General features: G+C 65.7%; 22 protein-coding genes. 6 read left to right on the forward strand and 16 right to left on the reverse strand.

Annotated elements, in window-relative coordinates:
* Position 1 precedes the first annotated feature (1 nt).
* The 9 genes from NM961_RS16695 to NM961_RS16735 all read right to left on the reverse strand — a co-directional run bounded on the left by NM961_RS16695 (position 2) and on the right by NM961_RS16735 (position 9,028).
* Positions 2-1,033, reverse strand: a complete 1,032-nt coding sequence (locus NM961_RS16695) for a DNA topoisomerase IB (RefSeq protein ID WP_255915549.1) — start codon at positions 1,031-1,033, stop codon at positions 2-4.
* A 399-nt stretch (positions 1,034-1,432) separates the two neighbouring features.
* Entirely contained in the window at positions 1,433-1,831 is a 399-nt protein-coding gene (locus NM961_RS16700; protein ID WP_255915550.1) for a hypothetical protein, read from the reverse strand.
* A gap of 128 nt (positions 1,832-1,959) precedes the next feature.
* The gene (locus NM961_RS16705; RefSeq protein ID WP_255915551.1) at positions 1,960-2,385 is read right to left on the reverse strand and encodes a hypothetical protein; all 426 of its coding nucleotides are present in this window, start codon (positions 2,383-2,385) and stop codon (positions 1,960-1,962) included.
* A gap of 262 nt (positions 2,386-2,647) precedes the next feature.
* Entirely contained in the window at positions 2,648-2,932 is a 285-nt protein-coding gene (locus NM961_RS16710) for a hypothetical protein (protein WP_255915552.1), read from the reverse strand.
* A gap of 201 nt (positions 2,933-3,133) precedes the next feature.
* Positions 3,134-3,529, reverse strand: coding sequence for a DUF1801 domain-containing protein (locus tag NM961_RS16715; protein ID WP_255915553.1), 396 nt, complete (start codon positions 3,527-3,529; stop codon positions 3,134-3,136).
* 150 nt (positions 3,530-3,679) lie between these two features.
* Positions 3,680-4,120, reverse strand: a complete 441-nt coding sequence (locus NM961_RS16720; RefSeq protein ID WP_255915554.1) for a hypothetical protein — start codon at positions 4,118-4,120, stop codon at positions 3,680-3,682.
* Between the two features lie 299 nt (positions 4,121-4,419).
* A complete protein-coding gene (locus NM961_RS16725; protein WP_255915555.1) occupies positions 4,420-5,727 on the reverse strand; it encodes a DegT/DnrJ/EryC1/StrS family aminotransferase in 1,308 nt (435 codons plus the stop codon).
* Between the two features lie 377 nt (positions 5,728-6,104).
* Positions 6,105-8,156: an amidohydrolase family protein gene (locus tag NM961_RS16730; protein WP_255915556.1), complete on the reverse strand. Its 2,052-nt coding sequence runs from the start codon at positions 8,154-8,156 to the stop codon at positions 6,105-6,107.
* Complete coding sequence (locus NM961_RS16735; protein ID WP_255915557.1) at positions 8,153-9,028, reverse strand: NAD-dependent epimerase/dehydratase family protein; 876 nt, start codon at positions 9,026-9,028, stop codon at positions 8,153-8,155. Before NM961_RS16735 ends, NM961_RS16730 begins: the two co-directional genes overlap by 4 nt.
* Before the next feature lie 100 nt (positions 9,029-9,128).
* Between NM961_RS16735 and NM961_RS16740 the strand changes: the two genes are divergently transcribed.
* Together NM961_RS16740 and NM961_RS16745 are read left to right on the forward strand one after the other, a co-directional pair.
* Positions 9,129-9,992 carry a helix-turn-helix domain-containing protein gene (locus tag NM961_RS16740; protein ID WP_255915558.1) on the forward strand — a complete coding sequence of 288 codons (864 nt, stop codon included), beginning with the start codon at positions 9,129-9,131 and terminating at the stop codon, positions 9,990-9,992.
* 349 nt (positions 9,993-10,341) lie between these two features.
* Positions 10,342-12,591 carry a hypothetical protein gene (locus tag NM961_RS16745; protein ID WP_255915559.1) on the forward strand — a complete coding sequence of 750 codons (2,250 nt, stop codon included), beginning with the start codon at positions 10,342-10,344 and terminating at the stop codon, positions 12,589-12,591.
* 204 nt (positions 12,592-12,795) lie between these two features.
* Here the strand turns inward: NM961_RS16745 and NM961_RS16750 are convergent, their stop codons facing one another.
* The 4 genes from NM961_RS16750 to NM961_RS16765 all read right to left on the reverse strand — a co-directional run bounded on the left by NM961_RS16750 (position 12,796) and on the right by NM961_RS16765 (position 14,480).
* Positions 12,796-13,248 (reverse strand): DUF3592 domain-containing protein, encoded by a 453-nt coding sequence (locus NM961_RS16750; RefSeq protein WP_255915560.1) that lies wholly within the window; start codon positions 13,246-13,248, stop codon positions 12,796-12,798.
* A 33-nt stretch (positions 13,249-13,281) separates the two neighbouring features.
* Positions 13,282-13,659, reverse strand: a complete 378-nt coding sequence (locus tag NM961_RS16755) for a hypothetical protein (protein ID WP_255915561.1) — start codon at positions 13,657-13,659, stop codon at positions 13,282-13,284.
* 90 nt (positions 13,660-13,749) lie between these two features.
* Positions 13,750-14,043: a hypothetical protein gene (locus NM961_RS16760; protein ID WP_255915562.1), complete on the reverse strand. Its 294-nt coding sequence runs from the start codon at positions 14,041-14,043 to the stop codon at positions 13,750-13,752.
* Between the two features lie 44 nt (positions 14,044-14,087).
* Positions 14,088-14,480, reverse strand: a complete 393-nt coding sequence (locus NM961_RS16765) for a nuclear transport factor 2 family protein (RefSeq protein ID WP_255915563.1) — start codon at positions 14,478-14,480, stop codon at positions 14,088-14,090.
* 425 nt (positions 14,481-14,905) lie between these two features.
* Between NM961_RS16765 and NM961_RS16770 the strand changes: the two genes are divergently transcribed.
* Positions 14,906-15,247 carry a YciI family protein gene (locus NM961_RS16770; RefSeq protein ID WP_255915564.1) on the forward strand — a complete coding sequence of 114 codons (342 nt, stop codon included), beginning with the start codon at positions 14,906-14,908 and terminating at the stop codon, positions 15,245-15,247.
* Positions 15,248-15,366: 119 nt separating this feature from the next.
* Here the strand turns inward: NM961_RS16770 and NM961_RS16775 are convergent, their stop codons facing one another.
* Together NM961_RS16775 and NM961_RS16780 are read right to left on the reverse strand one after the other, a co-directional pair.
* On the reverse strand, positions 15,367-16,473 hold the full coding sequence (locus tag NM961_RS16775) for a DUF4397 domain-containing protein (RefSeq protein WP_255915565.1): 1,107 nt from the start codon (positions 16,471-16,473) through the stop codon (positions 15,367-15,369).
* Between the two features lie 621 nt (positions 16,474-17,094).
* Positions 17,095-18,261, reverse strand: a complete 1,167-nt coding sequence (locus NM961_RS16780; protein WP_255915566.1) for a hypothetical protein — start codon at positions 18,259-18,261, stop codon at positions 17,095-17,097.
* 832 nt (positions 18,262-19,093) lie between these two features.
* Between NM961_RS16780 and NM961_RS16785 the strand changes: the two genes are divergently transcribed.
* The 3 genes from NM961_RS16785 to lnt are packed head-to-tail and all read left to right on the forward strand — an operon-like array spanning position 19,094 to position 23,472.
* Positions 19,094-20,182 carry an SGNH/GDSL hydrolase family protein gene (locus NM961_RS16785; RefSeq protein ID WP_255915567.1) on the forward strand — a complete coding sequence of 363 codons (1,089 nt, stop codon included), beginning with the start codon at positions 19,094-19,096 and terminating at the stop codon, positions 20,180-20,182.
* An 18-nt stretch (positions 20,183-20,200) separates the two neighbouring features.
* A complete protein-coding gene (locus NM961_RS16790) occupies positions 20,201-20,941 on the forward strand; it encodes a hypothetical protein (RefSeq protein WP_255915568.1) in 741 nt (246 codons plus the stop codon).
* Between the two features lie 41 nt (positions 20,942-20,982).
* Positions 20,983-23,472, forward strand: a complete 2,490-nt coding sequence (gene lnt, locus NM961_RS16795; RefSeq protein ID WP_255915569.1) for an apolipoprotein N-acyltransferase — start codon at positions 20,983-20,985, stop codon at positions 23,470-23,472.
* A 383-nt stretch (positions 23,473-23,855) separates the two neighbouring features.
* On the opposite strand, the gene NM961_RS16800 is transcribed toward lnt, so the two are convergent.
* Positions 23,856-24,326 carry a YehS family protein gene (locus tag NM961_RS16800; protein ID WP_255915570.1) on the reverse strand — a complete coding sequence of 157 codons (471 nt, stop codon included), beginning with the start codon at positions 24,324-24,326 and terminating at the stop codon, positions 23,856-23,858.
* Between the last annotated feature and the right edge of the window lie 78 nt (positions 24,327-24,404).

Consider the following 24,404-nt stretch of genomic DNA (forward strand, 5'->3'; position numbering starts at 1 on the left):
CTCACATTTGCGGAGCGCGGCGCTGCATGCTCTTGAGGAAACTCAGCAGCGCGCGTTCGCTGCGACTCAAGCCGGCACGCGCGCGGCGGATTCGGCCGTAGGCCTTGCGGCCCCGCGCAAGCGTGGCCGGATCCGCCGCCGCGAGCACGGCCGGATGCACGTACATGCGCCGGCATACGGCCGGCGTATTGCCGAGATCGGCCGCGGCGGCGGCGATGGCCTGTTGCAGGCGCGCGGTATCGACCGGCCCGTCATCGGCAAACAGCAGCTCGGCTACGCGCACGCTGGCCGACCAGGTGCGAAAGTCCTTGGCCGTGTAGTCATCGCCCATGACGGCGCGGATATAGGCATTGACGTCATCCGAGCGCACACGCCGGCGTTTGCCCTCGTCCAGATACTGGAACAAGTGCTGGCCCGGCAGATCCTGGCAGCGGCGGATCAGCCGGGCCAGCGCAGCATCTTCCAGATCCAGCACCTGGTTCTGCTTCGACTTCCCGCGGAAGGCCAGGCGGATACGCGCACCGCGCACCTGCACATGGCGCGTGCGCAAGGTGCTCGCGCCGAACGAGCCATTGGCCCTGGCATAGCTCTCGTTGCCGACGCGCAGGCAGGCGCGGTCGAGCAGACGCACGACCGCCGCAAGGACGCGGTCACGCTGGGCGCCGCGGGCGCGCAGATCCCGTGCCACGCGCCGGCGCAGCTGCGGCAGCCGCGCGGCAAACTGCAGGCTGCGCTGGAATTTCACCTCATCGCGCAGGCTGCGCCAGTCAACGTGATAGCGGTACTGCTTGCGGCCGCGGGCATCGCGTGCCGTCGCCTGGATATGGCCGCGGCGATGCGGACAGATCCAGACGCTTTCATAGGCCGGCGGAATGGCCAGCGCACGGATGCGCGCAAGTTCGCGTACGTCGGTAATGCGCCGGCCGCGCCGGTCGACATAGTCGAAACGGCTGCCGCGGCGCAGGCGGCGATAGCCGGGCTCGCTGTCGCTGACATAGATCAGGCCGGCTTTTCTTACAGTCTTGTCTGCCATGGCTGCTATTCGTGCAGAGATGGCGTGAATGAAATATCGAGGTGTGTAGGAGTCGCCGGGCAAGCTCGGAGCGTGGGACTGACTTCCGCAGTCATTTCACGCAGGACGGCGGCGAAATGCTGCTGCGCAAGCATCGGAAGGGGGGGCGATGCGGGCGGGCACAAGCGTTGCGCGTGGGCACCTGTCCGGATATTCAGGGACTCACCGCCGCATGCCCGCCCCGCACTGCGGTAACCACGTTTCGCCCCTTGGGCGCTCGGGCATACATGCCGGGGCCGCCGCGCGTCGCACTGATCGGTGCGGATCAGGGTGCTCCATGCCATCGAGTCGTCATCAGCCGCAGAGATCCAGCTCGCTCCCTGATGCCTGCGTCAGAATGAGCCAGTCGTATTTTGCTTCTCAGCAGACCTGCGCACGCCGGTGCATAGTCCAGAGGACGCCGAAGACGAACACTCCCAAGGCAAGGCCGATGCCGGCAAATGCCGAAATCTGCTGCAGCCAGACAGCCGGCGTGACGGTCGTGTCGCTGCGCAGGCCGGCCGCGGAGCCTGCGCCGAGAAGCGCGCCCAGGGCGAGGCCGGACAACGCGCAGGCGAGCGGCAGCGACCAGGCAAGGCGGCGAACCAGAAAGCGCGAGCCGGCCGCGATGGCCGCGGCACAGAACGCCGCGGGCGCGCCAAGGAAAAGGCTGCCTTCAAGGATATGCAAAAAGCCGGCGTGCGACCTGAGTGCGATGCAACATGCCCATACGACAGCGAGGCCGCCTGCCGCCGCGGCGCTGGCGATGCAATCTCTCATGTCAGCTGGCACTCCTGAACGGCGCGCGCGCGGGCGGGCATCGATTGGTGTGATCCATCAGGCGCATGCTGCCGAACGCCGTTCTGCCTTGCAGCTACAGGGAGGCTGGAACTTGGCGTAGCTTCGTATCAACCGTCACGCGAACGGCGCGATAGCTTTTCCAGTTCTTTGGTGTCGCGCGTGCTTTCCAGCGGGGCGGTCCTTGAGCAGATACCCAGGACGAAGGGCTGCACGCCGCTTGAATACACGAGCACGTTGGAGCCGTGGGCCGGGATGAAACCGTCGCTGATGAAACTGACGGTGTCTTCGGCCGTTGCCCGGACGATTTCTCCCGCGGCCAGATCGCCCTTCCATACATTCAGTACGCGAAGCTTGGCAAAGCGAAAATCGTCCCTGCCAAAACCGTGGGCCGCGTAGATTTCTTCCACATGCGCGGAAAAGACATCCTGGGCAGCGGCGTAGGCCTGCTTGACGGATTGGCGGCTTCCGCATGACATCGCAGCGGCGGGCGTGGACGCGAGCAGGCACATCACGGTGGCGATCACTTTGAACATTGGCGGCTTGCCGGTTTTGAACCCCGGGCCCGGGGCGTTGCGCGGAGTATGCCGACGCCGGCTGAAGCCGTGCAATCGCGTATGCGGCTTGGCGAGTGAATCAAGCCGTGCCGGCTCGACTAGCAGCGTCGGCGCGGAAAAGCTCCGGTGCCGGCCTAGGCGGGCTGGCGGCTTCTACGGCAGTCCTGAAGGCCCTACTGGAACGCTGGCATCTGAGCTGGCCCGCGTCACGAAATGGCGCTGGCTTGGGCCGCCGGGTGCGCTATTCGTAGCCGCGCCCGGCCCACAGAAAATGGGCAGACCGTTGCCAGGGGTTACTGGCCTTGGGCCCCCGGCGTTCACCGAACCCGGAATCCGCGGCCCATGCCAAGGCAGCGGCCAAGAATTCGGCGATGGTTTGATTGGCCCACTCGCCCTGGAAGCCGTCGACGCTGAGCGCGAGTGTTTCGGCTACCCGCCGTTCAGCGGCCAGCAGTTCGACGTACCGGACGAACGATGCTTCATCTGCGACCGACTCAAGCGCCTCGAATAATTGATCACTTTCCATCTGCGCCTGCCTTTTGTTGCGAGCCGGTGCGATCCGGTACGGGCTCAGGGTGATGAACAGTCGTGGCGGATCTGCTGGCCACTTACCTGACTCAGGCCTCGGGAGATTGTCCGCCAGGAGAAGCCTGACGCAACAGCGCAGGACCGCACAACGGAGCGGACTCAGTGTGACTGCGTCTTCAGGCCGGTGCCGGCGTCGCAGCTATACGTGCTTGATCCACGCCTGGACGATGGCAACCAGCGGCACCCGTTTCTGCGCCAGATCTTCCCGGCTGGCGAACTTGACCGATGCGCGGTCGGGTCCAAGCCAGGTCAGCAGCTTATGCGGATCGGCTATTGCTTGCGGCGGCACCGTCCGCCCGGATTTCGCGCCAAGATGAAGAATGAGCTGCAGGCCGTCCTTGGCCCGCAGATGCATCGTGGCGAAGTGCTCCGAGGTGCGGAAGCTCGGCGCGTTCCATTTGATTTCCTCGGTGATCTTCGGATCAGCGTCGAGCAGGATTTGCCGGAGTGCGGCAATCTCTTGCTTGAGTGGATGATCGAGCGCAGCGATGAAGGACTGCACGGTAACAGCTGGCTTGCGGCTCTTCTCTGCCATCTTTGTCTCTCGATCTCTCGCCCGGCGGCCTGACGCCGCGCCAAGCCGGGAAACGTCAGAAAACTTCCACGAAGAACGTGGTCGGCCTGGCTCGGATCATTCGCGGCACCGCTGGGGAGGCCCATCTGACTCCGATATTTCCAGTTTTGGTTATAGCGCGCGCCTCAGATGCGGCTGCCGCTTGACGGCCGTCTCCAGCGCTGATTGATGTCCGCCAAGATATACAGAGAGGCGAACTTTTGCGCCGCTTTTGAACCTCAGCAGGTACCAACTGCAGGTTGCGTTGAACGTGATGGAGACCAGATCTTTCCAGGACTCGTTCTTCGTTCCCGTCCATGGTGTCGAGAAAGTCAGCCGCTGCTCGTCAAAAACGCCTTTGACAAACGCGGCCTCACCGAAACAGTAGATGGCGCCCAGGCCAAAGCCGAAGACGAGGAAGAGCTTTGCCCAGAATTCTTTGTCGTTCCCGTACAGGAGGGTAGCCCCCACGGGGAGCAGCGCAATCACCAGGCAGGCCGCGCCAAGCCCCCACAGGAATGATCCGTATCCGAGTTGCCCCGCGGCGGTGGCGCGTGCGGTTTTCCTAGCCATGGATCCTGCCCACGAGCGCCGTCGCGCCGCCTGCAAGACCGCTGATTGATGCGCTTGTCGCCATGTGCGTACTGAAATCCTGGCCAGAAAAGCGGGGTAGGCTGGTCCCGGAAAAGGGGCGGCTCGAAAACACGCTCAGCTAGTTTAGTGAAGCTGCCCGGCAGGTATGACACTCTCCGCGCGACTGCCGCGACGGTCCTGTTTGGCCTGCTTGGATCGAATCGACGGGCCTTGGGGCCCGGGCACAGGCCAGTCGAACCTGGCCAGGCTGGCGGACGCGGTGTGCGCTTGCCCGGCTCTCAAGCAAGCGCGTCCAGCACCTTGTTCAGCGCCGCTGCCATTTCCTCGATGTTCTCGCGGGTGAGATCGGGGCTGATGTCGATATGGACTGCCCGGCTGAGCAGATCCAGCGTGCGCGGGCACTGGTCGCGTGGATATTCGACCGGGCCTTCGTGCCAGCGCCAAGGTCCGCCATTCACCGACCATGTGCGCTTGTCGACGATGGGCAGCCAGTTGCAATACACGTGGTAGTCGCCGTAGCCGGGCCTATGCAGCACGGTGGCCGGCAGACCTTCGGCCGCCAATGCCGCAACCACGCGCTGGGCGGTGGCCGGCTGGGGCAGGTAGAAGACGAGGCAAATGTCGGTATCGCCCTCGGCATCGTTCTGTTTGCGGAAAGTGATGCCTTTGCGCCGGCTTACGTCGGCCATGCTGGCCTTCAATGCGTGATTGTGCTGGCGCATCTCGGCGAGCAGGCTGTCGAGCCGGCGGAACTGCACCAGCGCAACGGCGGCCTGCAGTTCCGACATGCGCAGATTCACGCCCGGCAGGATCTTTGCGGGAGGCACGCCGTTGCGTATGCCGCCGATCACGTCGTGATACATCGCGGTACGCCGGAAAAGCTCGAAGTCGTTCGTTGTCACCATGCCGCCTTCGCCGCAGGTGATGATCTTGTTGTACTGGAAGCTGAAGGCGCCCGCATGGCCGATGCTGCCCAGATGCGCGCCGCGGTAGGACGCCCCCGCCGCCTGTGCGACATCCTCCAGCAATTTGATGCCGTGCTGGCGCGCCAAAGCCGACAGCCCGTCCATGTTGCACGGGGCGCCGCGCATATGCACCGCCATGATGACGCGCGTATGACGGGTTATCTTGCGCGCCACATCGGCGGGATCGAGCGTGAGCGATTCATCGACTTCCGCCAGAATGGGTACCGCACCCGCCGCCAGCACCGCCGAAGCCGAGGCAATCCAGGTATAGGCCGGCACGATCACCTCGTCGCCCGGCCCTGCACCCAGTGCAATCAGTGCGCAGACCAGGGCTGCGCTGCCGGAGCTGACCGCCAACGCATGGCGTGCGCCGATGCGTGCGGAAAAAGCGGTCTCCAGTTCGTCTGTCTTGGACTTGCCGGGGTTGGGGCCGTAATAGCGAAACAGCCGTTTGCTGCGGATCACTTCGATGACGGCTTCTTCTTCTTCAGCGCCGACTCGCATGCCGCCCGGGTACATCGGCGGCAGTGCTTGCTTCACCGCTTTGGCGCCGCCGTTGATGGCGAGGTGCGATAGATTTGGCATCATGGCGACGGTGAGCCGATGGCTTGATTGAAGCACCTAGAATAACAAAACCGCAGGTACACACCAGCCGATCCTCGGCTTATGGGTAATGTATTCAAGGGTATAAAGCGAGAACTGGCTTGCTTCGTCTTTCAGTGAGCCATCCCGGGCCGAAGAGTGCCTGACAGATTGCCGGCAGAAGTGATGCGCAGGTGAGCCGTTACCCGGCGTGGCGGCGCAGCTGCGCTCGGCAAGGGGCGAGCCGAACCTGTTCTCAGCTTGCGGGAAGGCTCTTCCGCGAGGCATATGCATGGGGACTAGCGTAGAGCGATTGCGTGATGCGCTCGCGGCAGGGCCGTCTATGCGGGTGTGTCGAGGCTGAAACGGGGGGCAGAAAAACCTGGCGGCACTGCTGGGAAGTTGACCTGCCCCCGTTATTCGGCCTGCGGCCGCAGTTCACGCCCGGCGCCCGGTGCGACCGACAGCGCGCGGTGGACTTCCGCGGGCGAGAGCCAGCCGTTGTGCGTCAGCACGAGCGCGATGTTGTGCAGGTCGTCGATGTGCTGTGTCGGATCGCCGTCGACGAGGATCAGGTCGGCGGCGAAGCCGGGGGCGATGCGGCCGCGGTCGCCGGCGACGCCGGCAACGCGCGCCGCGTCGCGGGTCGCGATCTGCAGCGTTTCCGCCGGCGTCATGCCGGCCTGCACGTAGAATGCGAGTTCGCCCGGCAGCGAGAAACCGGGTAGGTCGTCGGTTCCGGCCACCAGCGGCACGCCGGCGCGGCGCAGCTGGCCGACGAAGCGGATCATGGCATCGAACGACGCGCGGTGGCGTGCTGCCGCCGCGGCGTCGCGCGGGGGCATCGGCGCGCTGCGCAGCCGGCGCTGCACGTCCGGCGGCAGGCGCGCGACGACGCTTTCGTAGCCGGGCTGCACCTCGCCGTCGCGCTGGCGGATGAAGCTCAGGGCGATCAGCGTCGGATCGGCGACGACGCCGCGGCGCGCGAGGTCGGCGACGAAGCTGCGCACCGGTGCCGCGTCGAGATCAAGCGTGCCGGCGCGTTCGGCCGGCAGTGTGAAGCGTTCCAGGGTGCGCGTGTCGCTGCTGGGCGAAACGAGGAAATTCAGCAGCAGCTGATTGGCGTGATGAATTTCGTCGGCACCGGCATCGATGAAATCCTGCGCGCGCAGGAACGCCGGCACATGGCCGCTCACACGCAGGCCGCGCGCATGCGCATAGGCCACGGTTTCCCGCACCGCCTCGCGCGGAAAGGAGTTGTACAGCTTGATCTGGCGGTAGCCGTGCACCGCGTACCAGTCCACGGCGCGGCGCGCCGCGGCGGCGCCGTCGACCAGCCGCCCCCAGTGCGACGCATGCGCCCCGTCGCCTTCGATAAGGCCCGCCGCCACGATCTGCGGACCTAGCCAGCGGCCTGCGTCGCGTGCGTCGATGAGCGCCTGCAGGAACGGATTGTCGTTGGCGAGATCGCGCACTGTCGTCACGCCCGCGGCAAGGAACAGCGCGCCGTCCCAGGCACCGACATGGGTATGCATGTCGAACAGGCCCGGCAGCAGCACGCGGCCGCCGCCGTCGATGGTCCAGTCGGCCGCTTGCACGGCCTCGTTTTCCGCCACTACGGCGGTGATGCGGCCGCGCGCGACGTAGACATCGGCGCGCGGCCCCACGGTTGCCGTGTCGCTGTCGAACACGCGCACGCCGCGCAGCCGCGCCAGCCCAGGCAGCGGGTGCAGGAAGCGCTGGGCGGATTCCTGCTGCAATACGGCTTCGGCCGCCGACTGATGCCGCGCCAGCCGCGCGATCTGGTCCTGCCAGCCTTCTTCGATCAGGCGCTGGTAGCCGGTATCGAGGGCTGCGAACAGGCGCGGTTCGGAGCCCGCCGTCGTCCAGAACAAGGCGGGCTTGAGGCCCAGGCCGGTATGCACGACCAGGTGCACGCGGCGGCGCCGGCCGTCGGCCTGTACGAGGTCCAGCGTCTCCAGGCGGCGCTGCCGCAGTTCGCCGGACGGCAGCAGCGGCAGCTGCGCCTCGGTGCGGTCGCCGAACTGCGCGATGGCGCGCGACACGGTTTCCGGCGATCCGTTGACCGGCAGGTACTGAGCCGTATCCGCTGCCGCGGCACGGCCGCGCTCGGCACCGCTGCGCCACTGGGCCGTGCCGCCATGGCGCTCGAAGCGTTCATCGACGCGGCCGCCGAACGCGGCTGTGCCGGTCACGGTATAGCGCAGCAGCGTGCCGTCGGCAGCGCTGACATAGCGTTCGTGCAGCGCCGGGCCGCGGCCGTTGTCCTTGAATGCGTAGTCGACCTCGGTGATGCCGCCGCGGCGCCGCTGTACGGTATGCGTGCCGGCGCGGGCGCCGTCCTCCATGAGCACGGCGTAGCGGATCGTTGCGCTGGCATCCGCGTGCACGGCTGGCGCGGCGAGCAGGGTCGCGCCGAGCAGGGCCTGCCGCAGCGCGCGCCTCATCGCACGCCGCCGCGGCGTTCGGCGACGAAGGCGTCCAGCGACGCATACGCCGGCTTCCAGCCGATGGCCGCGGCGCGCGGTGCCGCAAGTGCCACATCGCGGTGCATGAGGTCGACCGTGTGCGCATCGAGCCGTGCGCGCAGCACCGCTTCGTCGGCTTCCACCGCAGTATTCGCGCTCAGCGACGCGACCAGCGCGGCCACTTGGGCGATAGCACGCGGCGCGCCGTCCACCGCATGGAAGATGCCGCCCGCCGCTGCTTCGACGATGGCGGCATACAGCGCGGCCGCATCGTCGAGGTGGACCAGCGACCAGCGGTTCGCACCGGCGCCGGCGAGGTAGGGCAGCGGCGCCGTCGCGGCGGCCGCTGCCGTGAGATCGGCCACGGTTCCGCCATCGCCGCGGCCGTAGACCATGCCCAGGCGCAGCACCGCCGTGTGGGCGCCGGCATCGAGCACGTCGCGTTCGAGCGCCAGCCGCCAGCCGCGCCGCGGATCGGCCGCTGCCGCCGCGACCGGCGCTTCGTCCACGACGCCGGGCAAGTACGCATTCGAGGTATAGATGAAGCGCGCGCCGGGTTTCAGCGCGCCGAGCAAGGCCTCTGTGCAGGCCCGGTCGAGCGCGGCGTTTTCGGTGCCGTCGGCGGTGTACTCCATGGCGGTGTGAATGACGGCGTCGGCGGCGTGCACGATCGCGCGATGGCGCGCGATCTCGGCCAGCGTGCCGTCGATGGGCCGGGCGCCGGCCGCGCGGGCGCGCGCGGCGCTGGACGCGCTGCGCACCAGCGCCGCGACGCGATGGCCGCGCTGCTCCAGCGCGGCGGCGACAGCGGCGCCGACCTGGCCGCTGGCACTGGTCAGGAAAATGTCCATGGATGGATTCCGTGTTGGGAGGGCCGTGCTAGCCTAGCGGCGGCGCCCCGCGCGCCGCTGTCGAAATCCTCCTGTTGCAGCACCGCGTGCGCCGATGACGATGAACTGGGATCCAGGCTATGCCGTGCGCTGGCGCTATGCCGGCCGCACCCTGGCCGCTGCCGACTGGAGCTGTGACGGGCGGCTGACATCGCCGGGCTACGGCGAGGAAACGCCCGCCCACCTCGAACTGAACCTGCAATGCCAGGGCTGGCATGTACGCTCGGTGCGCCGGCGCGACTATTTCGTCGATCCCCTGCATCACTGCGTATGGCCGCGCGGCGAGGGCTACCGGCTGAACCGCAACGTCGGCCACGCCCAGGCGGCAACGCTGCTGTTTTTGACCCGCGAAGGACTGGAAACGATCGCCGCCGATGCGGCCGGCGCCACCCGCGCGGCGTCTATCCTGCTGCACCGCCCGGTGCTGTTCCGTTCCGACCGCGTCACATTCGCCCATGCCGCGCTGCGCGCGGCGCCGGGCGAGGACACGCTGGCGCTCCAGGATTGCGTATTGGCACTGGCACGCGCCGTCATCGCCGACGCCTGCGGCACACCGGCGGCGGCCCGCGCAGCCAGCCCGCATGAAATTGCGGTCGTTCATCGCGGCATGGAATACATCGGCGCCCAGTTCCGCCAGGCGCTGTCGGTGGAGGACATTGCCCGCGCCGCCGGCGTATCCGCATCACGCTACAGCACGCTGTTTCCGAAGGTGGTGGGCCTCGCGGTCTGGCGCTATGTCCTGCAATTGCGCCTGCGCGCGGCCCTCGATGCGATGGCGGAGCCTGGCGCCAGCCTCAGTGCGGTAGCGCTGGAGCTGGGTTTCAGCTCGCACAGTCATTTCACCCAGGCTTTCCGCCGGCACTTTGGTCGCAGTCCCAGTGCCTGGCTTGGGGGCTGCGGTGGCAGGGACGGCGGGACGATCTGAGCGAAGTGGAGCCGGCTTGATCCGGCCCCGTTACTCCCCGGGTTGGCGCCAGCCGCCTGTCGAGAACCGCCTCTTCACCGCCAGCGCAATCGACACGCTCAATCGCGCTGGGCTGCGATCGATCGGGCCCATGGCCGCGCCGTGATCGCAGGGTGTCCCGCTAGCCCGCCAACGCATTCCTGGCCCGCAGAGGCCTGCGGCGGCGAAGTGGGTCGCTGTGCGCACCCCATTCTGTTCCCTTGCCCCGCGGAATGTTCGGTCTTCCTTCCGTCGATCGTTAACCCTGGTATCCGTCTGGCAGCGAAGACGCCGGCCGCATCAATCAACACTTCACCCGACAGGTAGGAACATGAACACGAAGCAATCCGCGCGCAGGCGCGGCAAGGGTTGTCACTCCGGCGCGCGGAGCCTGCGTGCCCTGTGGCTGGCGGGCGCCCTGCTGGGTGGGCTTAGCCTGCAGGCCCACGCCGAAATCTACAACGTGAACGTGTCCAGCGATGCCCCGCAGGATCCGGCAATCACCAACAAATGCGCGGCCCTGGGCGATACCACGCACTGCTCGCTGCGCGCAGCGATCATGTTCGGCAATACGCGCTCTGGTTCGCACACCATCAACTTTGTCGGCGTTACCACGATCACTGTGATCAATGGCGGGCTGCCGCAGATGCGCGCGCCGTTCACGGTCAATGGCAACCGGGTGACGATCAACGGGAACGGCCGTAGTTGCCTGGATCTCACCGACTCGGGCACCCCCGCGCTGGGACATACCGAAGGCGCCACCGGTTCAAAGATCCTCAATCTCGTGATCGGCAACTGCAACGGCAACGGCATCAGCGCCAATGGCCACAACTACACGTTCAGCGGCAACTACATCGGCGTGAACGCGACCGGCGCCATCGCGATGCCCAATACGGGCGATGGCATCTCGCTCTCGGCGTCGCGCGTCTATCCCGATACCAGCACCGCCTTCCTGTCCAATCTGTATTCGCAATTCCCGGTACAGCCGGTCGATGCTTCCGCCATCAACGCCTTTCAGAGCCAGTTGGCCACGACGCTTGCCTCATTGCAGCCAGTGAAGGTCAGCGGCAACGTCATCTCCGGCAACGGTGGCGATGGCATCGAGATTTTCAGTCAGAATCTCGCTGCCGTATTCGTCAGCGGCAACATGATCGGCACCGACATCACCGGCAACATCGCCATCGCGAACGGCGGCAATGGCGTCAACCTGACCGGTACGACCTTCGGCAACATGATTGGTCCGGGCAATGTCATCAGCGGCAACGCCGGCAATGGCATCAATGACGTGTCCGGCGCCGTATACCTGCCGAACTTCATCATGGGCAACCGTATCGGCCTGAGCGCCGCCAACCAGGCTGTGCATGTCGGCAACACCTTGAGCGGCATCTATGTCGATTCCAGGCCCGATACCTCGGGCACCAGCTTCAACCCGAGCTTCACCGCCGCCGTCATCGGCCCGGCCAATCTGATTTCCGACAACAAGGGGGCGAACAACAACGCCTTTCCGGATGTAGGGGCAGACTATGCCGGCGTCATGATTACGGGCGCGAGCAATGGCGTGAAGGTGCTCTACAACACCATCGGTCTGGCCGAGTTTCCCACCGGCACGCCGATCAACTCCGCTGCCTTCGGCAACAAGGGCGACGGCATCATCGTCACCACCACCGGCAATGCCATCACGGGCAATACCATCGCGGCCAACGCACGCCACGGCATCACCGTACGTGGCAGCGGCACCAACAGCACCACCATCACCAAGAACCTGGTGGGCATCAGCGCGAAATTCGCCAACGTCACGACCCTGGGCAATGGCGTGGATGGCATCCATATCGAAACTGCCGCCTCCACGACGGTGGGCGGCCCCGCCACGAGCGACCGCAATCTGGTCGTCGCAAACAAGCGCAACGGCATCAAGCTTTACAACGGTGGCGGCGATACCAGCGGCTGGGCCAATCTGTTCCAGCGCAACCGGGTATATGGCAATGCCAAAGCGCTGCCAGGGGTGGACATCGATCTTGAGCACACTGCCAATGCCGCCGACTTCGATCACAGCGAATTCCCGGCCAATTACGCCAATCGCGACCAGAACACGCCGCGGATCTGTACGGGCAGCGGCGACACCGGTCCGTGCGCCGGCGCCTCTGCGCCGGTCAACACGGGTGCGAACACCTTCGCGCGCTGGACGATCAATACCCATGGCCCGGCCAATTTCCGCATGGAGTTCTATTCGATCAATGCCGCCACGACCACCGCGGCGACGTCGATGGTGTTCCTGGGCGAGCAGCTGATCACCACCGACGCAGCCGGTATCCCGGCCAACAGCGGCGCCTGTACGGCGGGCCGTTGCACTGCCACCTTGGCGCCGGTTGCCAGCGGACGCCGTATCGTGATGACCGCCACCGACATCACGCCGCTGACCAATGTGCCTTCCGGCAGCGGCTGGCAGGGCCAGCTGAAGTGTTTCCTGGGCAATAACGGGGTCATCCTGTCGGCCTGCAACGCCAACAACACGTCGGAATACTCGAATGCCGTTGCCATCACGGGGGGCGACGTCCTGTTTGCCAACGGCTACGATTTGTAGCGCGTTCGGCTGGCTGCCGGGAAACCCGGCAATCGAGGCACAAGCAAAGGCCGGTCAATTGCGCGGCCATCGATGTGCAGCGCCGCAGCCAGGAATGTTTCCGTAGGTATTCGTGGGGGCCACCCCCTGATCCGAAAGCTGCATGCGCTTGTGGATGGTGCTATGCGCGAGAGGGATCGGATGGCGTTGATTGTCGCCAGGTCGTCAGGCCAGGATTCCGTTCAGGATTCCTGCGCTGACAGCCAGCAGAAACAGGGATCCCAGCGCCAGCAGGAGCTGCGCTGGGATCTCGGGCAGCCATAGAAACGCCCGCTGGGCGTTCTTCGGATCCACATACACTTCCACGCTTTCCCCGATTGTGTTCCTGATGCTGGATCGCGCGGGTTCCGCGGTGGCGAATCCCAGGCGCGTGGGCGAATCGCAGTGCAGCAGCGGTTTGCGGCCCACAGCAGAACACTCCACACTCACGATTGGCCGATGATGACCGGCCCCATGACGGTTGCGTTGCGAGTGAACCCTGTGTTCCCGCACGATGCCGCGAACGCGCGGCCAGCGCGCCATCGCGAGGCGCAGCCGCAGGTGCTGCACAAACAGCACGAAAAGAAAAACGCCCCCGCCGCACAACACCAAGGCCAGAGCAAGCAGGAGCAGTTTCATGGTTCGGGCACCACGCGATTGTCTGGCCCGGCATCAGCCGAGCACCTGCCTGCGCCTGGCGGCTTGAGCTGCTTCCTTTTCCTCCGGCAGGAAACTGCCGGTTTCGGCATCCCATGCCGATTGATCGATAACAGAGCCGTCGTAGCGCAGCTCACGATAGACACAATGCGGGCGGTCGCTGACCTCATAGGCCAGTGCCGGCTCGCCGTTGATCTGCAGAAACCGGTATCTGATGCTTGAAACGAAGTTATGGAGTTCGGTGGTTTCTTCGGAGAAGAAGGTTTCCGGGTTCAAGGTCACGCCCGTGCCGGTTGCGTCCTTGACCAATTGGCGCAACGCGCCCGCGTAGGGCAGGTGCTCTGGAATGGATAGTCCCTGGATCTTGCCGATGCTGACGACGGTCTTGCTCATGGTCACTCTGCAGGAAATTACTCGAAGCGTGACGTCTGATCAGGCGGCGCGGCGAGGCGGGATCGGCTTGCATGAATTGCCGGCGGCCACTCACGGCCCCCAATAGTCAAAATTGAACACGACGCCTGCGGGAATGGCAAAGTGGATCGTGGCGCCGTGGCACTCGATGGCATGCTTCCCCGGAGAGATAGGCTGCGGAGTGCCCTTCGGCGCGGTCCAGGCTTGTCCGTCGACCTTGATGGGGCAGCCATTCTGGTCATCCGCAATGGCTAGATAGGTCTTTCCATCCGGGCTGCTTGTGACATGACCACGAAGATGGCCGTCGTCGCTGCAGGCGGCGAGCGACAACATCAGGGTGACGGTGAGTGCGTGGTAAGGTTTCATGGGATTCCTGATAACTGCCTTGGCCAAGGCTGGTGCACGCGGTATCAACGCCGCGCCGCCTGCAGCATGGCCGCCATTTTCTCGTGAATCAGCGTGACCGCCTTGAGCGGCCGCAGCATCACCTTGAACTCGGTGATGCGTCCGTCGGCATTCCAGCGGATCATGTCCACGCCATTGACAGCGATGCCGTCGAGTTCGACTTCGAACTCCAGCACGGCGTCATGCTCGCTGTACAGCTCGCGCCGATAGCGGAACGAATCGTTGGCGAACACGCTCAGCGCGGCGGCGAGGTAGGCCCGGGTCACCGCCTTGCCGACCTGCGGTGTGTGCACGACGGGGGAATGGAATACGGCATCCTCGGCCAGCAGCGCATCGAGTGCGGCGACATCGCGCTCGTTGACGAGGTGATGCCAGCGGGCGATCGGGTCGGGAGTCATGCGGTGTGGCCTCCTGGCGTTGCCGAAAACGGGGGCAGGTTAGCTTACCGGAGGCTACTCAGGTAGTTGAGGCTGTTCTGGCGGCGCCAGTTTGAATGTTAATCGGACACCCGTTCGCCATTTGCTTGCCCATGGTCCTGGTGGCCGAAGCGTGCAGCAGACGGCGGGTGGCCAGGCGCCTTGCAGGCCGCGGCGTACCGCAGTCCGTCGCGCATGGCGCTCAGCCGGGGACGTTGCGCCGCTGACGTCGCTATCCTTCCAGCGGCGCAGGCGACCGACAAGCCGCGGCGCAGGTCTTTCCGGCGCGTGGGCTGTGACTCGCGGCGCCGGATTTCCGGAAATGGGAGGCAGGCCGTTGCTGTCGCCGCCTTCCTGGTTTTTTCGTCGCGCCCCGTGTATGGGCAGGCAACCACAGGAGAGCCGCAATGCCGCGATACCTGATTTCGTTCGACGATGGCGCGATGGACCACATCCCGGAGCACGACTGGCCCGTCGTCGGCGAGGCCTCACACGCGGTAGTTCGCGAGGCCAAGGCGGCCGGCGTATGGGTCTTCGGAGGTGGACTCCGGCGCCAACAGGCCACGATTGTCGCCTCCGACGGAAGCGTCTCGCTGGGGCCGGTGCCTGAGACAAAGGCGGTGGTCGGCGGCTTCTGCGTCATCGATGTGCCTACCCGCGACGAGGCCGTGGCCTGGGCGGTTCGCATCGCCAGCAGCTGCCGGTGTTCACAGGAGGTTCGCGAGATCCTGTTTGATCCGGAATCCTGAAAACCGGGCGGATATCAAACGGAGCCAGGCCAACTGGACGGCGCCACCTGCGAAACCAGTCCGGCCCCGTGGGCCCTTCGTGCGCGCCGCGCGCACGGGGCGCGCGGCGCGGGCGAGTATTACTGGCAGTTGCCGCCGGGAGCGAGGTTCGTCAGCGGGAAGGTGACATCGGTGTTGCCGTTGCGGTAGCGCGCGGTGGCCTGCTTGCAGTTGGCGAACGTGACAACGAGCGAACCGGCCGGTGTCAGCTGAATGGGGCGCGGATCGTTGAAACGGCCGCCGCTGGTGCGATAGACGGCGAACGTGGCCTCGCGCCCATCAAACGTTCCGGGGCGGTCCACCGTCGTCTGGCCGGGCGTGGCACTCGCGTCCAGGCCGTACCACACTTGGTTGCCGGCAGTGTCGTAGGTGTACCAGGTGCCCACGATGTTGTCGAAAGCAGGCACGGGGAAGAAGGTGATGCCCTGTCCCGGCGTCTCGGGGTTGAACCAGTGGCCGGAAAGGTTGCGGTCGACCGGTGTTTCCGTGGGCAACGCGCCGACCGGAACGGCGACGAAACCCAGCGGTTGATTGCGGCCATCGCCGACGGCCGCCACGGTGATCACCGCACCGGCGGGCAAGGTGACGGGCGCCGCGTCGATAAGGGTTTGCACGCCGTCGGGGGTGGATACCTTGAGGTTGTAGGTAGCGGCCGGCAGCGTCAGATAGGTGCTGCTCACTTTGTACGGGACGGAACTCAGGCCGCCGACGATGTCGCCCGCATCGGTGCGTACCGATACGCGGGTCGCCTCACTATCTGCAGCGAACGGTGCCGCATGCAGGACCCGCAGCTTGAGTGAACCGGCGGGCGGCGCCGAGTTGTCGTCTACCAGCGCCTGGAGTTCCAGCGGCTGCGCCGCGCCGTTGCCAATGGCGGCGACCGTGTAGTCGCCGTCGTCCACGCGCACATTGGCAGAAATCGCGGGCGTGGTAGAGCCCTGCGGGAAGATCTTTACATCATAGGTGCCGGCACCGCCGGCCAGCGGCAGATACTCACTGAACTGGCCAAATTTGACGCCGCGCAGAACGGTCGTGCCATTGACAGCGATATCCACCGCGGTGGCATCCAGCTGGCTGGCAAAGGGTGCGAAATGCGCAACACGTACGCGCGTGGCGGCAGCGGCGTCCAGCGCGACAATGCCCATTGCCGCGGCAATAACAACCCGAAGAAACGCAATCGATTTCATGGCAAGTTCTCTCGATGGTTATTTAAGCGGCTCGTCGGCCGCCCGAAGATATTGGCCATGGCAATGTCTATGCGTCGTGTATTAAAGACAAAAACAAAGAAAAATACGGAAAGTATTTTTGTCTTTTTGGATAAATTTCGTTGTTGTAATAAACGGCGCTCCGGCGTCGCTCGGGGCGGGTCGGAGTGCCAGGCGGCAGCGCCCGGGCCTGGTCAGGCCGGGCTGCGCGTATCGCTCAATGTCGCTACTGAACTTGCAAGCTGGGCTGGTCTGCGTTCTCCACGGCATCAACACCGGCGGCAGCCTTGTCTCGGCCGCGCGAACCTACGCCGCGCCGGGTGGGGCATGGCGACGTCGTGGTAGCTATACGGCGCAGCGAGCGTCACGGATTCACTGCAATCGCCACGTGGCGCGCCGGATGAACGCAGCGCCGGGCTCGGCGGCTGTCACCGCGGGATGGTGCCGCCGATTGGGTGGAGTGCCGGGCTCAGCAGCGTAATGGGCGTTGACGGGCCGAGCCCGCTACACCGGAACCGTGACCGGTCCGGTGTCGGCCAGCGCGGTCCCTGGTGCGGCAGGGCGGGGTAACTCTGGTCCGCTACCGGACCTGTCGAATCGGCATCACTCCATGCCCGCCGCAAAAATCCGGTCCGCCGTCACCCGCACCTGCAGCGGATAGGCCGCGCTGACCACGTCCCAGCCGTCCGCGTCGAGACCGTCGATAACAACCAGATACAGGTTGTGCTCGCCGGGCAGCAAGCCGCCGGTGTTGAGGCGCAGGCCGATCTGGTCGTCCCAGCGGTTCCAGTGTTGCAGTTCGCGCACGCTGGCCAGGCGCAGGTCGGGGTTGTCGCGCAATTCGAGGCGTTGCCAGCCGGAACCGGCATCGGCGCCGATCTGCACAAGGCTGTCGTCGGACCAGAGCTGGCGTATCTGCGGCTTGGGCAGCGGGTTGTCGGGGCCGTCCTCGATCTGGCCGAAATTGCCGAAGTAATTCTGTTCGATGAAGTAGCGCAGGCGCCGCGACGCATTCGCGTATACGACGACGCCGGCACGATTCTGGCTCACCTGCGTGCGGCCGTTCTTGTGTACCCGCGTGACGATGCGGCCATCGTTGACGCCGTCGCTGCCGGTGTAGACGAACACTTCCATCAGTGCCCAACCGCCGTTGCTGTCGCCGGCATGGCCGCCCCACCAGGTGGCCTGGGTGCCGTCGGCACGGTTGAGGAAGGTGATCGGGCCCTGGCTGTTGAGCCAGTTATGCACCTTGATTTCGACATTGGTGTCGCTGACGGAGTCCTGCCAGCTCAGGCGCTCGTGTTTCCATTGGTAGCTTTTGGCGTACGGCTGGCCGTCGAGCAGCATGACATTGCGCGAATAATGGGCTTTGTATAAATGCCGCTGCGGAGCTATGGCGGCACCCGGGTCGTAACGACGCACGGCGTTGTAGTTCTGCGCATCCTGGGGTGTGAACAGCACCGCGCCGCGGCCGGCATCCCAGCGGATGCGCGTGAAGCCGCCGAGGTTGTTGAACGTCCAGCCCTGGCCGTTGGCGGGCGCCTGGCCCATTGCGGTGGATTCGATGCGGCCTTCGGGGCCGCCCAGCATGCTGCGTGTTGCGGACGGGGCAGGCCGCGGCGCCGCAACGAGCACGGTATCGCCGTGGCTGTAGATCGGCGCGCCGGCCTGAGCGGCGGCGCTGCTCAGCGACAACAGCAGTCCGGGCAGGATCCCGGGGCGCAAAGCAATGCGGAGCGTGAGGATGGATGGCGACGGGAGCAGATTCATGGGGCTGGTCCTTCAGGCAGTTCAGGGCTGGCACCATGCAGGGCGCGGTATAGGCGCTCCGCATTCCAGTGATCGACGGGCGCTGTGCGGCGGCGGCGTTCAAAATCGCTTTCAGCGGTGCGAAGGTGGGAGCTGCGTCGGAGAAACGGTACCAGGTCAACTTGGCGACATCGCCCAGGAAATTAACCTGACTGCATTACCGGAGCCATGATCTGCGGACGAGCGGCTCGGTTGTCGGGGCTCTGTGGCACGCCAGCGCCAGCCAGCGTGACGCCGTGCGTGTCAGGGAGGAGGGTAGTCAGGTACCGCTACGCGCGGGAAGGTGGCCATCGGTCGGTGCCGTGCTGGCAGTGGGTCTTGGGAGCCGCAGGCAACAGGTTTTGAAATTTGCTGCGCTGAATAGGCGACCTCTGGCGACAAGGGCGTTAGCCTGACGTCGTCAGTCGCAAGCCGTCAACGCGCAACGCGCAGTCCCTCGCTTTCCGCCGAATAGAGGGAAGGCTACATGCCGGGAAAAATTTCAGATTTTCTGCCGAAGCTTCGGCGGGCAGGCCTGCCCAAGCAATCAGAAATACGTAAATAGACCAGCAATTGTTTTCTCTGAAAGCGCCGATGCCTCGGACGCACTCCGGTGCTGCGCCGCAGCACAAGTCATTCGAACGACTGTATTGACGTCCACAACACCCACATTTAGTCTTCCGCACGGCCCAGGGGGCGCCCTGCGCGGGCGCGCGCCATGTATTGCGTTTCGTCGGAGTAGCGTTTCGTCGGAAGCGCGGAAACCGTCCGGTTTTTCTGCGTCTGCTGTACACACTGACTCTTGGGGATAACCATGTACAACCGTTTCCACGGCGCTGCCCGCCGGTGGCTGCCTGCTGCTGCCTTGCTCCTGCTGAGTGCCCAGGCCCTGGGCAATACGCTGAACCAAAATGTCTCCTGGACGGTTGATCGCGCGGGAACCAGCGCGAAATACCGTGTCGTGGCCTATGGCGATTCGATCTACGCCGGCTACAACGGCTCCATCAGCAATGCGGCACGCTATTCCGCACCTACGGTCGATTCGGAATACCTGTCGGCACTGTGGAACGCGGACATCGAGAGCATCCGCCGCGCCAAGTCCGGCGCGCTGGCTTCGGATGTCTATCAGAACAAGATCGTGGCCGATCGCTCGTACATGCAGGCCGCCTCCACCCGTGTCGTGACCTTCGAGATGTGCGGCAACGACGGTCTGCAGGCGCGTTCCAGCTTCAAGTCGCAGACGGGCACCTGCGACTACAGCGTGCTGAACAACGCGGTGAACTCCTGCAAGAGCTACGTCGCGCAGGCGATGGATTACATCAACGCGAACGCCCATGCCAATACCCGGCTCAAGATCATCGCCAACCTTTACTACCCTGGCTACAACGCCGACAACGTGCAGAGTTCCTGCCGTGACGCGGCCACCGGCGCCACGGTGAACCTGCGCGACCGCTTCCTGCCGGCCCTGGCGACGATGAACTACTGGATGTGCGAACACGCGCGCCAGAAGGGCTTCCAGTGCGCCGACAACTTTGCCCAGTACATGGGGGCCGACTACGACAGCAACGCCGACGGGCAGGTCGACTCCGATGCCCTGCGCTACGTGGCCGGCGAGAGCGAGGCGAGCTATGTAACGCGCATCACCACCACGCTGCGCGCCACGCTGCGCGATGCGAACACGCATTTCGCAAGTTCGTCCAGCAGCTATGACTACATCCAGTCCGACGACGTACACCCGACCTACACCGGCGGCACCGTAAGTGCCGGCCTCTTCGGCGGATCCACCGGCAGCGGCGCGCCGCGCTATACCAGCTTCACCGGCGGCAAGAGTCCGATCTGGAACAATTTCGGGCACGAACGCATGGGCTGGTCGCTGTCCACCTACAGCCCGCCCACGCCCTGACCGCCCGGAACCGCACCGGTGAGCCTGTCCGGCCATGACCACGCCACGCCGTCCCTCGTGGACGGCGATGGCGTGCGCGTGGTGCGCGAACGCCGCTCGCTGCTGTCGTCGACGCTGAAGCTGCTGGCTGCCGCGCTGGTCGTGGCGGGCGTCATGATCCTGCTGTATTCGCTGCAAAAACCACAAAAAGTACAAACAGCGCAAACAATGATCGGGCGTCCCGCTGATGGTGGCACAGTACCCGTCAACGCGGCTTCGCCCGGAACGCACACTGCTGAACCGTTGGGTGTCCCTGCGACACAGCCACGTTCAACAGCACGCGCCGCGCCCCCCCACACACCGTCCACCACGCCCGATCCCGACAGCCAGCCCAGCGGCGATCCGAACGACCTGGCCAGCTACCTGTCGCCCATGGACCCCGCGCCAACCATGGCCGAAGTGATCCAGGCCCTGCACGACAGTGGCGATCACAGCGGCATCGGTGCGTTCAATCCTCCGGGCACCAGTCCGCCGCTCGTCGGTCTCGCAGTGCCCGCGGATTTTGAACTGCCGCCAGGCTACGTGCGCCATCACCAGGTGACCGACGAGGGCGAGCCGCTGGAACCCATCCTCATGTTTTCGCCCGATGGCGTATTCGTGGATGCGGCGGGCAGGGCCATCGCGATTCCGCCGGATCGGGTCGTGCCCGCCGATATGGCACCGCTCGGGCTGGCGATCCGGGAAATTACCATCCCGCCCGCGGCGACGCCCCAACCGTGACGTGCCTGCCTTGATGCGTTCGCACTGATGGGCGTGCCGTGATGCGTGCGTTTGCGGCTTTTCGCCTGAGCTGGCGTACGCTCGCCGGCGTCGCTGCCAGTGCGGCGTTGCTGGCGCTGTATGCACGCGGCGGCTACGCCTGGGTGCTGGGTTTCGTGCTGCTGGTGCCGTGGCTGCTCGCCCTGAACAGCGCGCGCACGTTCACCGGCGTGCTGCTGAGCGGCTGGGCGATGAGCGTCGCGTACGTCGTCGCCGTGTTCCTGTGGTTCGGTGCGGCGCTCCATGCCTATACGGGCCTGGGGACGATTCCCTCCGTCGCGATCCTGTGTGGGTTCGCTCCGTTGCTGCAGCCACAGGTGCTGGCTTTCGCGGTGGTGCGGTATCTCGTCCGCTGTCGTCATGGGGCGGGCCTGGCTGCGCTTGCCGCCGCCTGCGCCTGGGTCGCCTGCGAATGGCTATGGCCCAAGCTGCTGGGCGATACGCTGGGTCATGGCCTGCAGCCCGCGCTGTGGTTGCGGCAGGTCGCTGACCTCGGCGGCGCCGCCGCGCTCAGTTTCTTGTTGATCCTCGTCAACGAAGCGTTGGCCCACACGGTGGCGCAGCGACGCGCAGGCCTGCGCGCGGTACGGTGGCCGCTGGCCGCCGCCGTTGCGGTGCCCGCGTTGATGGCCGGCTACGGTGTGCAGCGTCTGGCCACGCTCGAATCGGCACTGAATGCGCCCGCCGGATGGATGCGCGTTGCGATGGTGCAGGCCAGTATCGTCGACTACGAACGCCAGCGGCGCGAACGCGGTACCTATGCGGTCGTGCGCGAGGTGCTGGACACGCACTTCGCCCTGTCGCGCGCCGCCATCGAACATCACCACGCCGACGCCGTGCTGTGGTCGGAAACGGTCTACCCGACCACCTTCGCACAGCCGCGCAGTGATGACGGCGCGGCGCTGGATCGCGAGATTCTCGACTTTGCCGCCAGCGCGAACGTCGCCCTGGCTTTCGGCACCTACGATCGCGATGCCGCGGGCGAATACAACGCGGCCGTTTTCCTGGCGCCCGGCAGCGGCGCGATCGGTACCTACCGCAAGACCTATCCGTTTCCGTTGACCGAACACGTTCCCGCCTGGCTGGACGGTCCGCTGCTGCGTCGCTGGCTGCCCTGGGCCGGCGGCTGGCAGCCTGGTTCCGGCGCGCGTGTCATGCTGCTGCGTGCCGCCGACGGGCGCGAACTCAATGTCGTGCCGCTGATCTGCCGTGACGACGTGCGGCCGGATCTCGCCCTGGCCGGCGCGCGCCTGGGGGCGCAGGCAATCGTGGGCTTCTCCAACGATGCCTGGTTCACCGATCACCCTGTCGGTGCGCAGCTGCATCTGGCGGTGGCGGCATTCCGCAGCGTCGAAACGCGCCTGCCGCAGCTGCGCGTCACCACGAACGGCCTCAGCGCCTTCGTCGACCCCACCGGTGCGGTGCTTGCCCGCACGGCGATAGGCGATCGCGCCGTACTGGCCGGCGAAGTGCCCCTGCGCGATCCCCCGCCGACGCTGATGGTGCTCTGGGGCGACTGGTTCGGCGGCGCGGCGCTGGTGTTCCTGCTGCTGCTCGCCATCACCACTGTGCTGCGTGCGTGGCGCACAGCGCGCATGGACGCCGACGCGCGCGCGGCGCAAGCCGCGGCAACCGCGACGCGCGCGGCGATGTTCCCTGTCGTACTGCTCACACCGGGCTGGCGCGCCGTGACGGCACTGCTGCGCGTGTGCGCCGGTGCCGGCCTGCTGTGGCTCGCCTTGCGCATGCTGCTGCGGGACGGACTCCAGGTGAACTCGCTGGTGCAGCTACAGATCTTCCTCGGCGCGACGCTGCTGCCGGCGATGGCCGCCTGGGTCATCCAGCGCGCGCACGCGGCACGCGCACGCATCGAAGCCGGCAGGCTGGTGCTGCAGCAGCGCCACCAGCGTATCGAGCTGCGGCTGGACCGCATCGCCGCGATCCAGGTCTGGCGCATTGCGTTACCCAGCACGGGTGTCGATTTGCAGCTCGCCTCCGGCGCGCGTTTCGCCTACGGCATCGCCGTGGCGGACGTTCAAGCATTCTGGCGCAGCCTGGCCGGGGCCGGCTCACCGCTAGCCCCAGCCAATACCGACTCGACACGCCGGGCCGAGTACGCCACCGCGCGGGCTCTCGCGGCCTGGCCACGGCTCGATCATCCACTGCTCAAGTTCGTGCTGTTTCCGTTGCTGCTGGCGTTGCCCGCCTTCCGGCTGCACCAGTACATCGCCTTCGGCGGCACCTTCGGTGAGTACTACACCTTCGGCCTGGCGGCCTGGCTCAGCGGCCTGCTGGTCTGGTGGGGAGCCTGGTGCCTCGGTCTGATGCTGTTCGCCGCGGTACTGCGTGTTGTGGTCGAAGCCACACACCTGGCCCTGCTGCCCTGGCCGGCGCGCGCCCGCGCGGCCCGCCGTACAGCGGCGATGTTGAGCCGCGTGGCGTACTACGGCGGCGTGCCGGTGTGGTTGGCGATTCGGTTGTTTGCGGGCTAGGGGCGCTGAGGTTGCTGTGTCAGGCGCAAGGTGCACGGTCTGGGCCGGCTTCGGGCGGGCAGGTCGTCAGATACCCCGCCAGCACATGCTGCGATTCCTGCGACAGCCGGCGAGCAGCGACGCTTTCACCTGCTACTTCCCGTGGTCGGCGGGCTAATGTTGCTCGTTGTCGGTGGATGCAGCGGCAGACGCGAGAACGCCGAAAACGGGGTCAAGTTGACTTGGCGGCATCGCTCAGGAGATCAACCTGACCCGTTACTCAGGACACCCTTAGCGTTGTACCCGGGGGCGCCGGAAAACTCAGGGCACAGTTGCATGAATCGGCATAGTGGGTGTCCTGATCTCGCGACCTGCCGGCGAGCGAGACGTTTTGACCCGCCTGATCAGTCTCTGCGCACGCGCAGGGTCAGGCCCTTGAGAAAATTGCGCAGCAGCTGGTCACCGCAGGCCCGGTAGTTGGCGTGGCCGGGCTGACGGAACAGCGCGGTCAGCTCCGGTTTCGACAGCGGAAATCCTGCTGCGGCGAAGGCATCCTGCAAATCGGTATCCTTCATTTCGAAGGCAACACGCAATTTCTTCAGTACGAGATTGTTGGTGATGCGCTTTTCCACCGGGCGCGCTGGCAGGCTTTCGTTGCGCCCCCGGAAATGGACCACCAGTCCGTCGAGAAAGTGTGCGAGTACGCCGTCACTGCATGCGAGGTACCCGGGGTCGTCTTCACTGCGCAGAAATGCCAGCACCTCGGCCTTCTCGAGCGCGAACGCCGGGTCGACCAGTTTCGTGATTTCGACGACCTTGTGGTCGCCCAGGTCAAGCATGTAGCGGATGCTGCGCAGTATGTCGTTGTTGTTCATGGCGGACCGGTGGTTGAAAAAACAGGCATCAGTGGACCATCTATCTGTTCCCGGCAGGTTGCTGAAAATCCACACGCT

This window comes from Tahibacter harae (assembly GCF_024437735.1).
Lineage (GTDB): Bacteria > Pseudomonadota > Gammaproteobacteria > Xanthomonadales > Rhodanobacteraceae > Tahibacter > Tahibacter harae.

What these genes read in the sequence shown, in the direction of transcription:
- NM961_RS16775 (WP_255915565.1), bottom strand. Translation starts at nt 16,473, where the DNA reads ATGAAATCGATTGCGTTTCTTCGGGTTGTTATTGCCGCGGCAATGGGC.
- NM961_RS16785 (WP_255915567.1), top strand. Translation starts at nt 19,094, where the DNA reads ATGTACAACCGTTTCCACGGCGCTGCCCGCCGGTGGCTGCCTGCTGCT.
- NM961_RS16700 (WP_255915550.1), bottom strand. Translation starts at nt 1,831, where the DNA reads ATGAGAGATTGCATCGCCAGCGCCGCGGCGGCAGGCGGCCTCGCTGTC.
- NM961_RS16755 (WP_255915561.1), bottom strand. Translation starts at nt 13,659, where the DNA reads ATGAGCAAGACCGTCGTCAGCATCGGCAAGATCCAGGGACTATCCATT.
- NM961_RS16730 (WP_255915556.1), bottom strand. Translation starts at nt 8,156, where the DNA reads ATGAGGCGCGCGCTGCGGCAGGCCCTGCTCGGCGCGACCCTGCTCGCC.
- NM961_RS16695 (WP_255915549.1), bottom strand. Translation starts at nt 1,033, where the DNA reads ATGGCAGACAAGACTGTAAGAAAAGCCGGCCTGATCTATGTCAGCGAC.
- NM961_RS16705 (WP_255915551.1), bottom strand. Translation starts at nt 2,385, where the DNA reads ATGTTCAAAGTGATCGCCACCGTGATGTGCCTGCTCGCGTCCACGCCC.
- NM961_RS16710 (WP_255915552.1), bottom strand. Translation starts at nt 2,932, where the DNA reads ATGGAAAGTGATCAATTATTCGAGGCGCTTGAGTCGGTCGCAGATGAA.
- NM961_RS16765 (WP_255915563.1), bottom strand. Translation starts at nt 14,480, where the DNA reads ATGACTCCCGACCCGATCGCCCGCTGGCATCACCTCGTCAACGAGCGC.
- NM961_RS16740 (WP_255915558.1), top strand. Translation starts at nt 9,129, where the DNA reads ATGAACTGGGATCCAGGCTATGCCGTGCGCTGGCGCTATGCCGGCCGC.
- NM961_RS16715 (WP_255915553.1), bottom strand. Translation starts at nt 3,529, where the DNA reads ATGGCAGAGAAGAGCCGCAAGCCAGCTGTTACCGTGCAGTCCTTCATC.
- NM961_RS16750 (WP_255915560.1), bottom strand. Translation starts at nt 13,248, where the DNA reads ATGAAACTGCTCCTGCTTGCTCTGGCCTTGGTGTTGTGCGGCGGGGGC.
- NM961_RS16780 (WP_255915566.1), bottom strand. Translation starts at nt 18,261, where the DNA reads ATGAATCTGCTCCCGTCGCCATCCATCCTCACGCTCCGCATTGCTTTG.
- lnt (WP_255915569.1), top strand. Translation starts at nt 20,983, where the DNA reads ATGCGTGCGTTTGCGGCTTTTCGCCTGAGCTGGCGTACGCTCGCCGGC.
- NM961_RS16720 (WP_255915554.1), bottom strand. Translation starts at nt 4,120, where the DNA reads ATGGCTAGGAAAACCGCACGCGCCACCGCCGCGGGGCAACTCGGATAC.
- NM961_RS16745 (WP_255915559.1), top strand. Translation starts at nt 10,342, where the DNA reads ATGAACACGAAGCAATCCGCGCGCAGGCGCGGCAAGGGTTGTCACTCC.
- NM961_RS16735 (WP_255915557.1), bottom strand. Translation starts at nt 9,028, where the DNA reads ATGGACATTTTCCTGACCAGTGCCAGCGGCCAGGTCGGCGCCGCTGTC.
- NM961_RS16800 (WP_255915570.1), bottom strand. Translation starts at nt 24,326, where the DNA reads ATGAACAACAACGACATACTGCGCAGCATCCGCTACATGCTTGACCTG.
- NM961_RS16760 (WP_255915562.1), bottom strand. Translation starts at nt 14,043, where the DNA reads ATGAAACCTTACCACGCACTCACCGTCACCCTGATGTTGTCGCTCGCC.
- NM961_RS16770 (WP_255915564.1), top strand. Translation starts at nt 14,906, where the DNA reads ATGCCGCGATACCTGATTTCGTTCGACGATGGCGCGATGGACCACATC.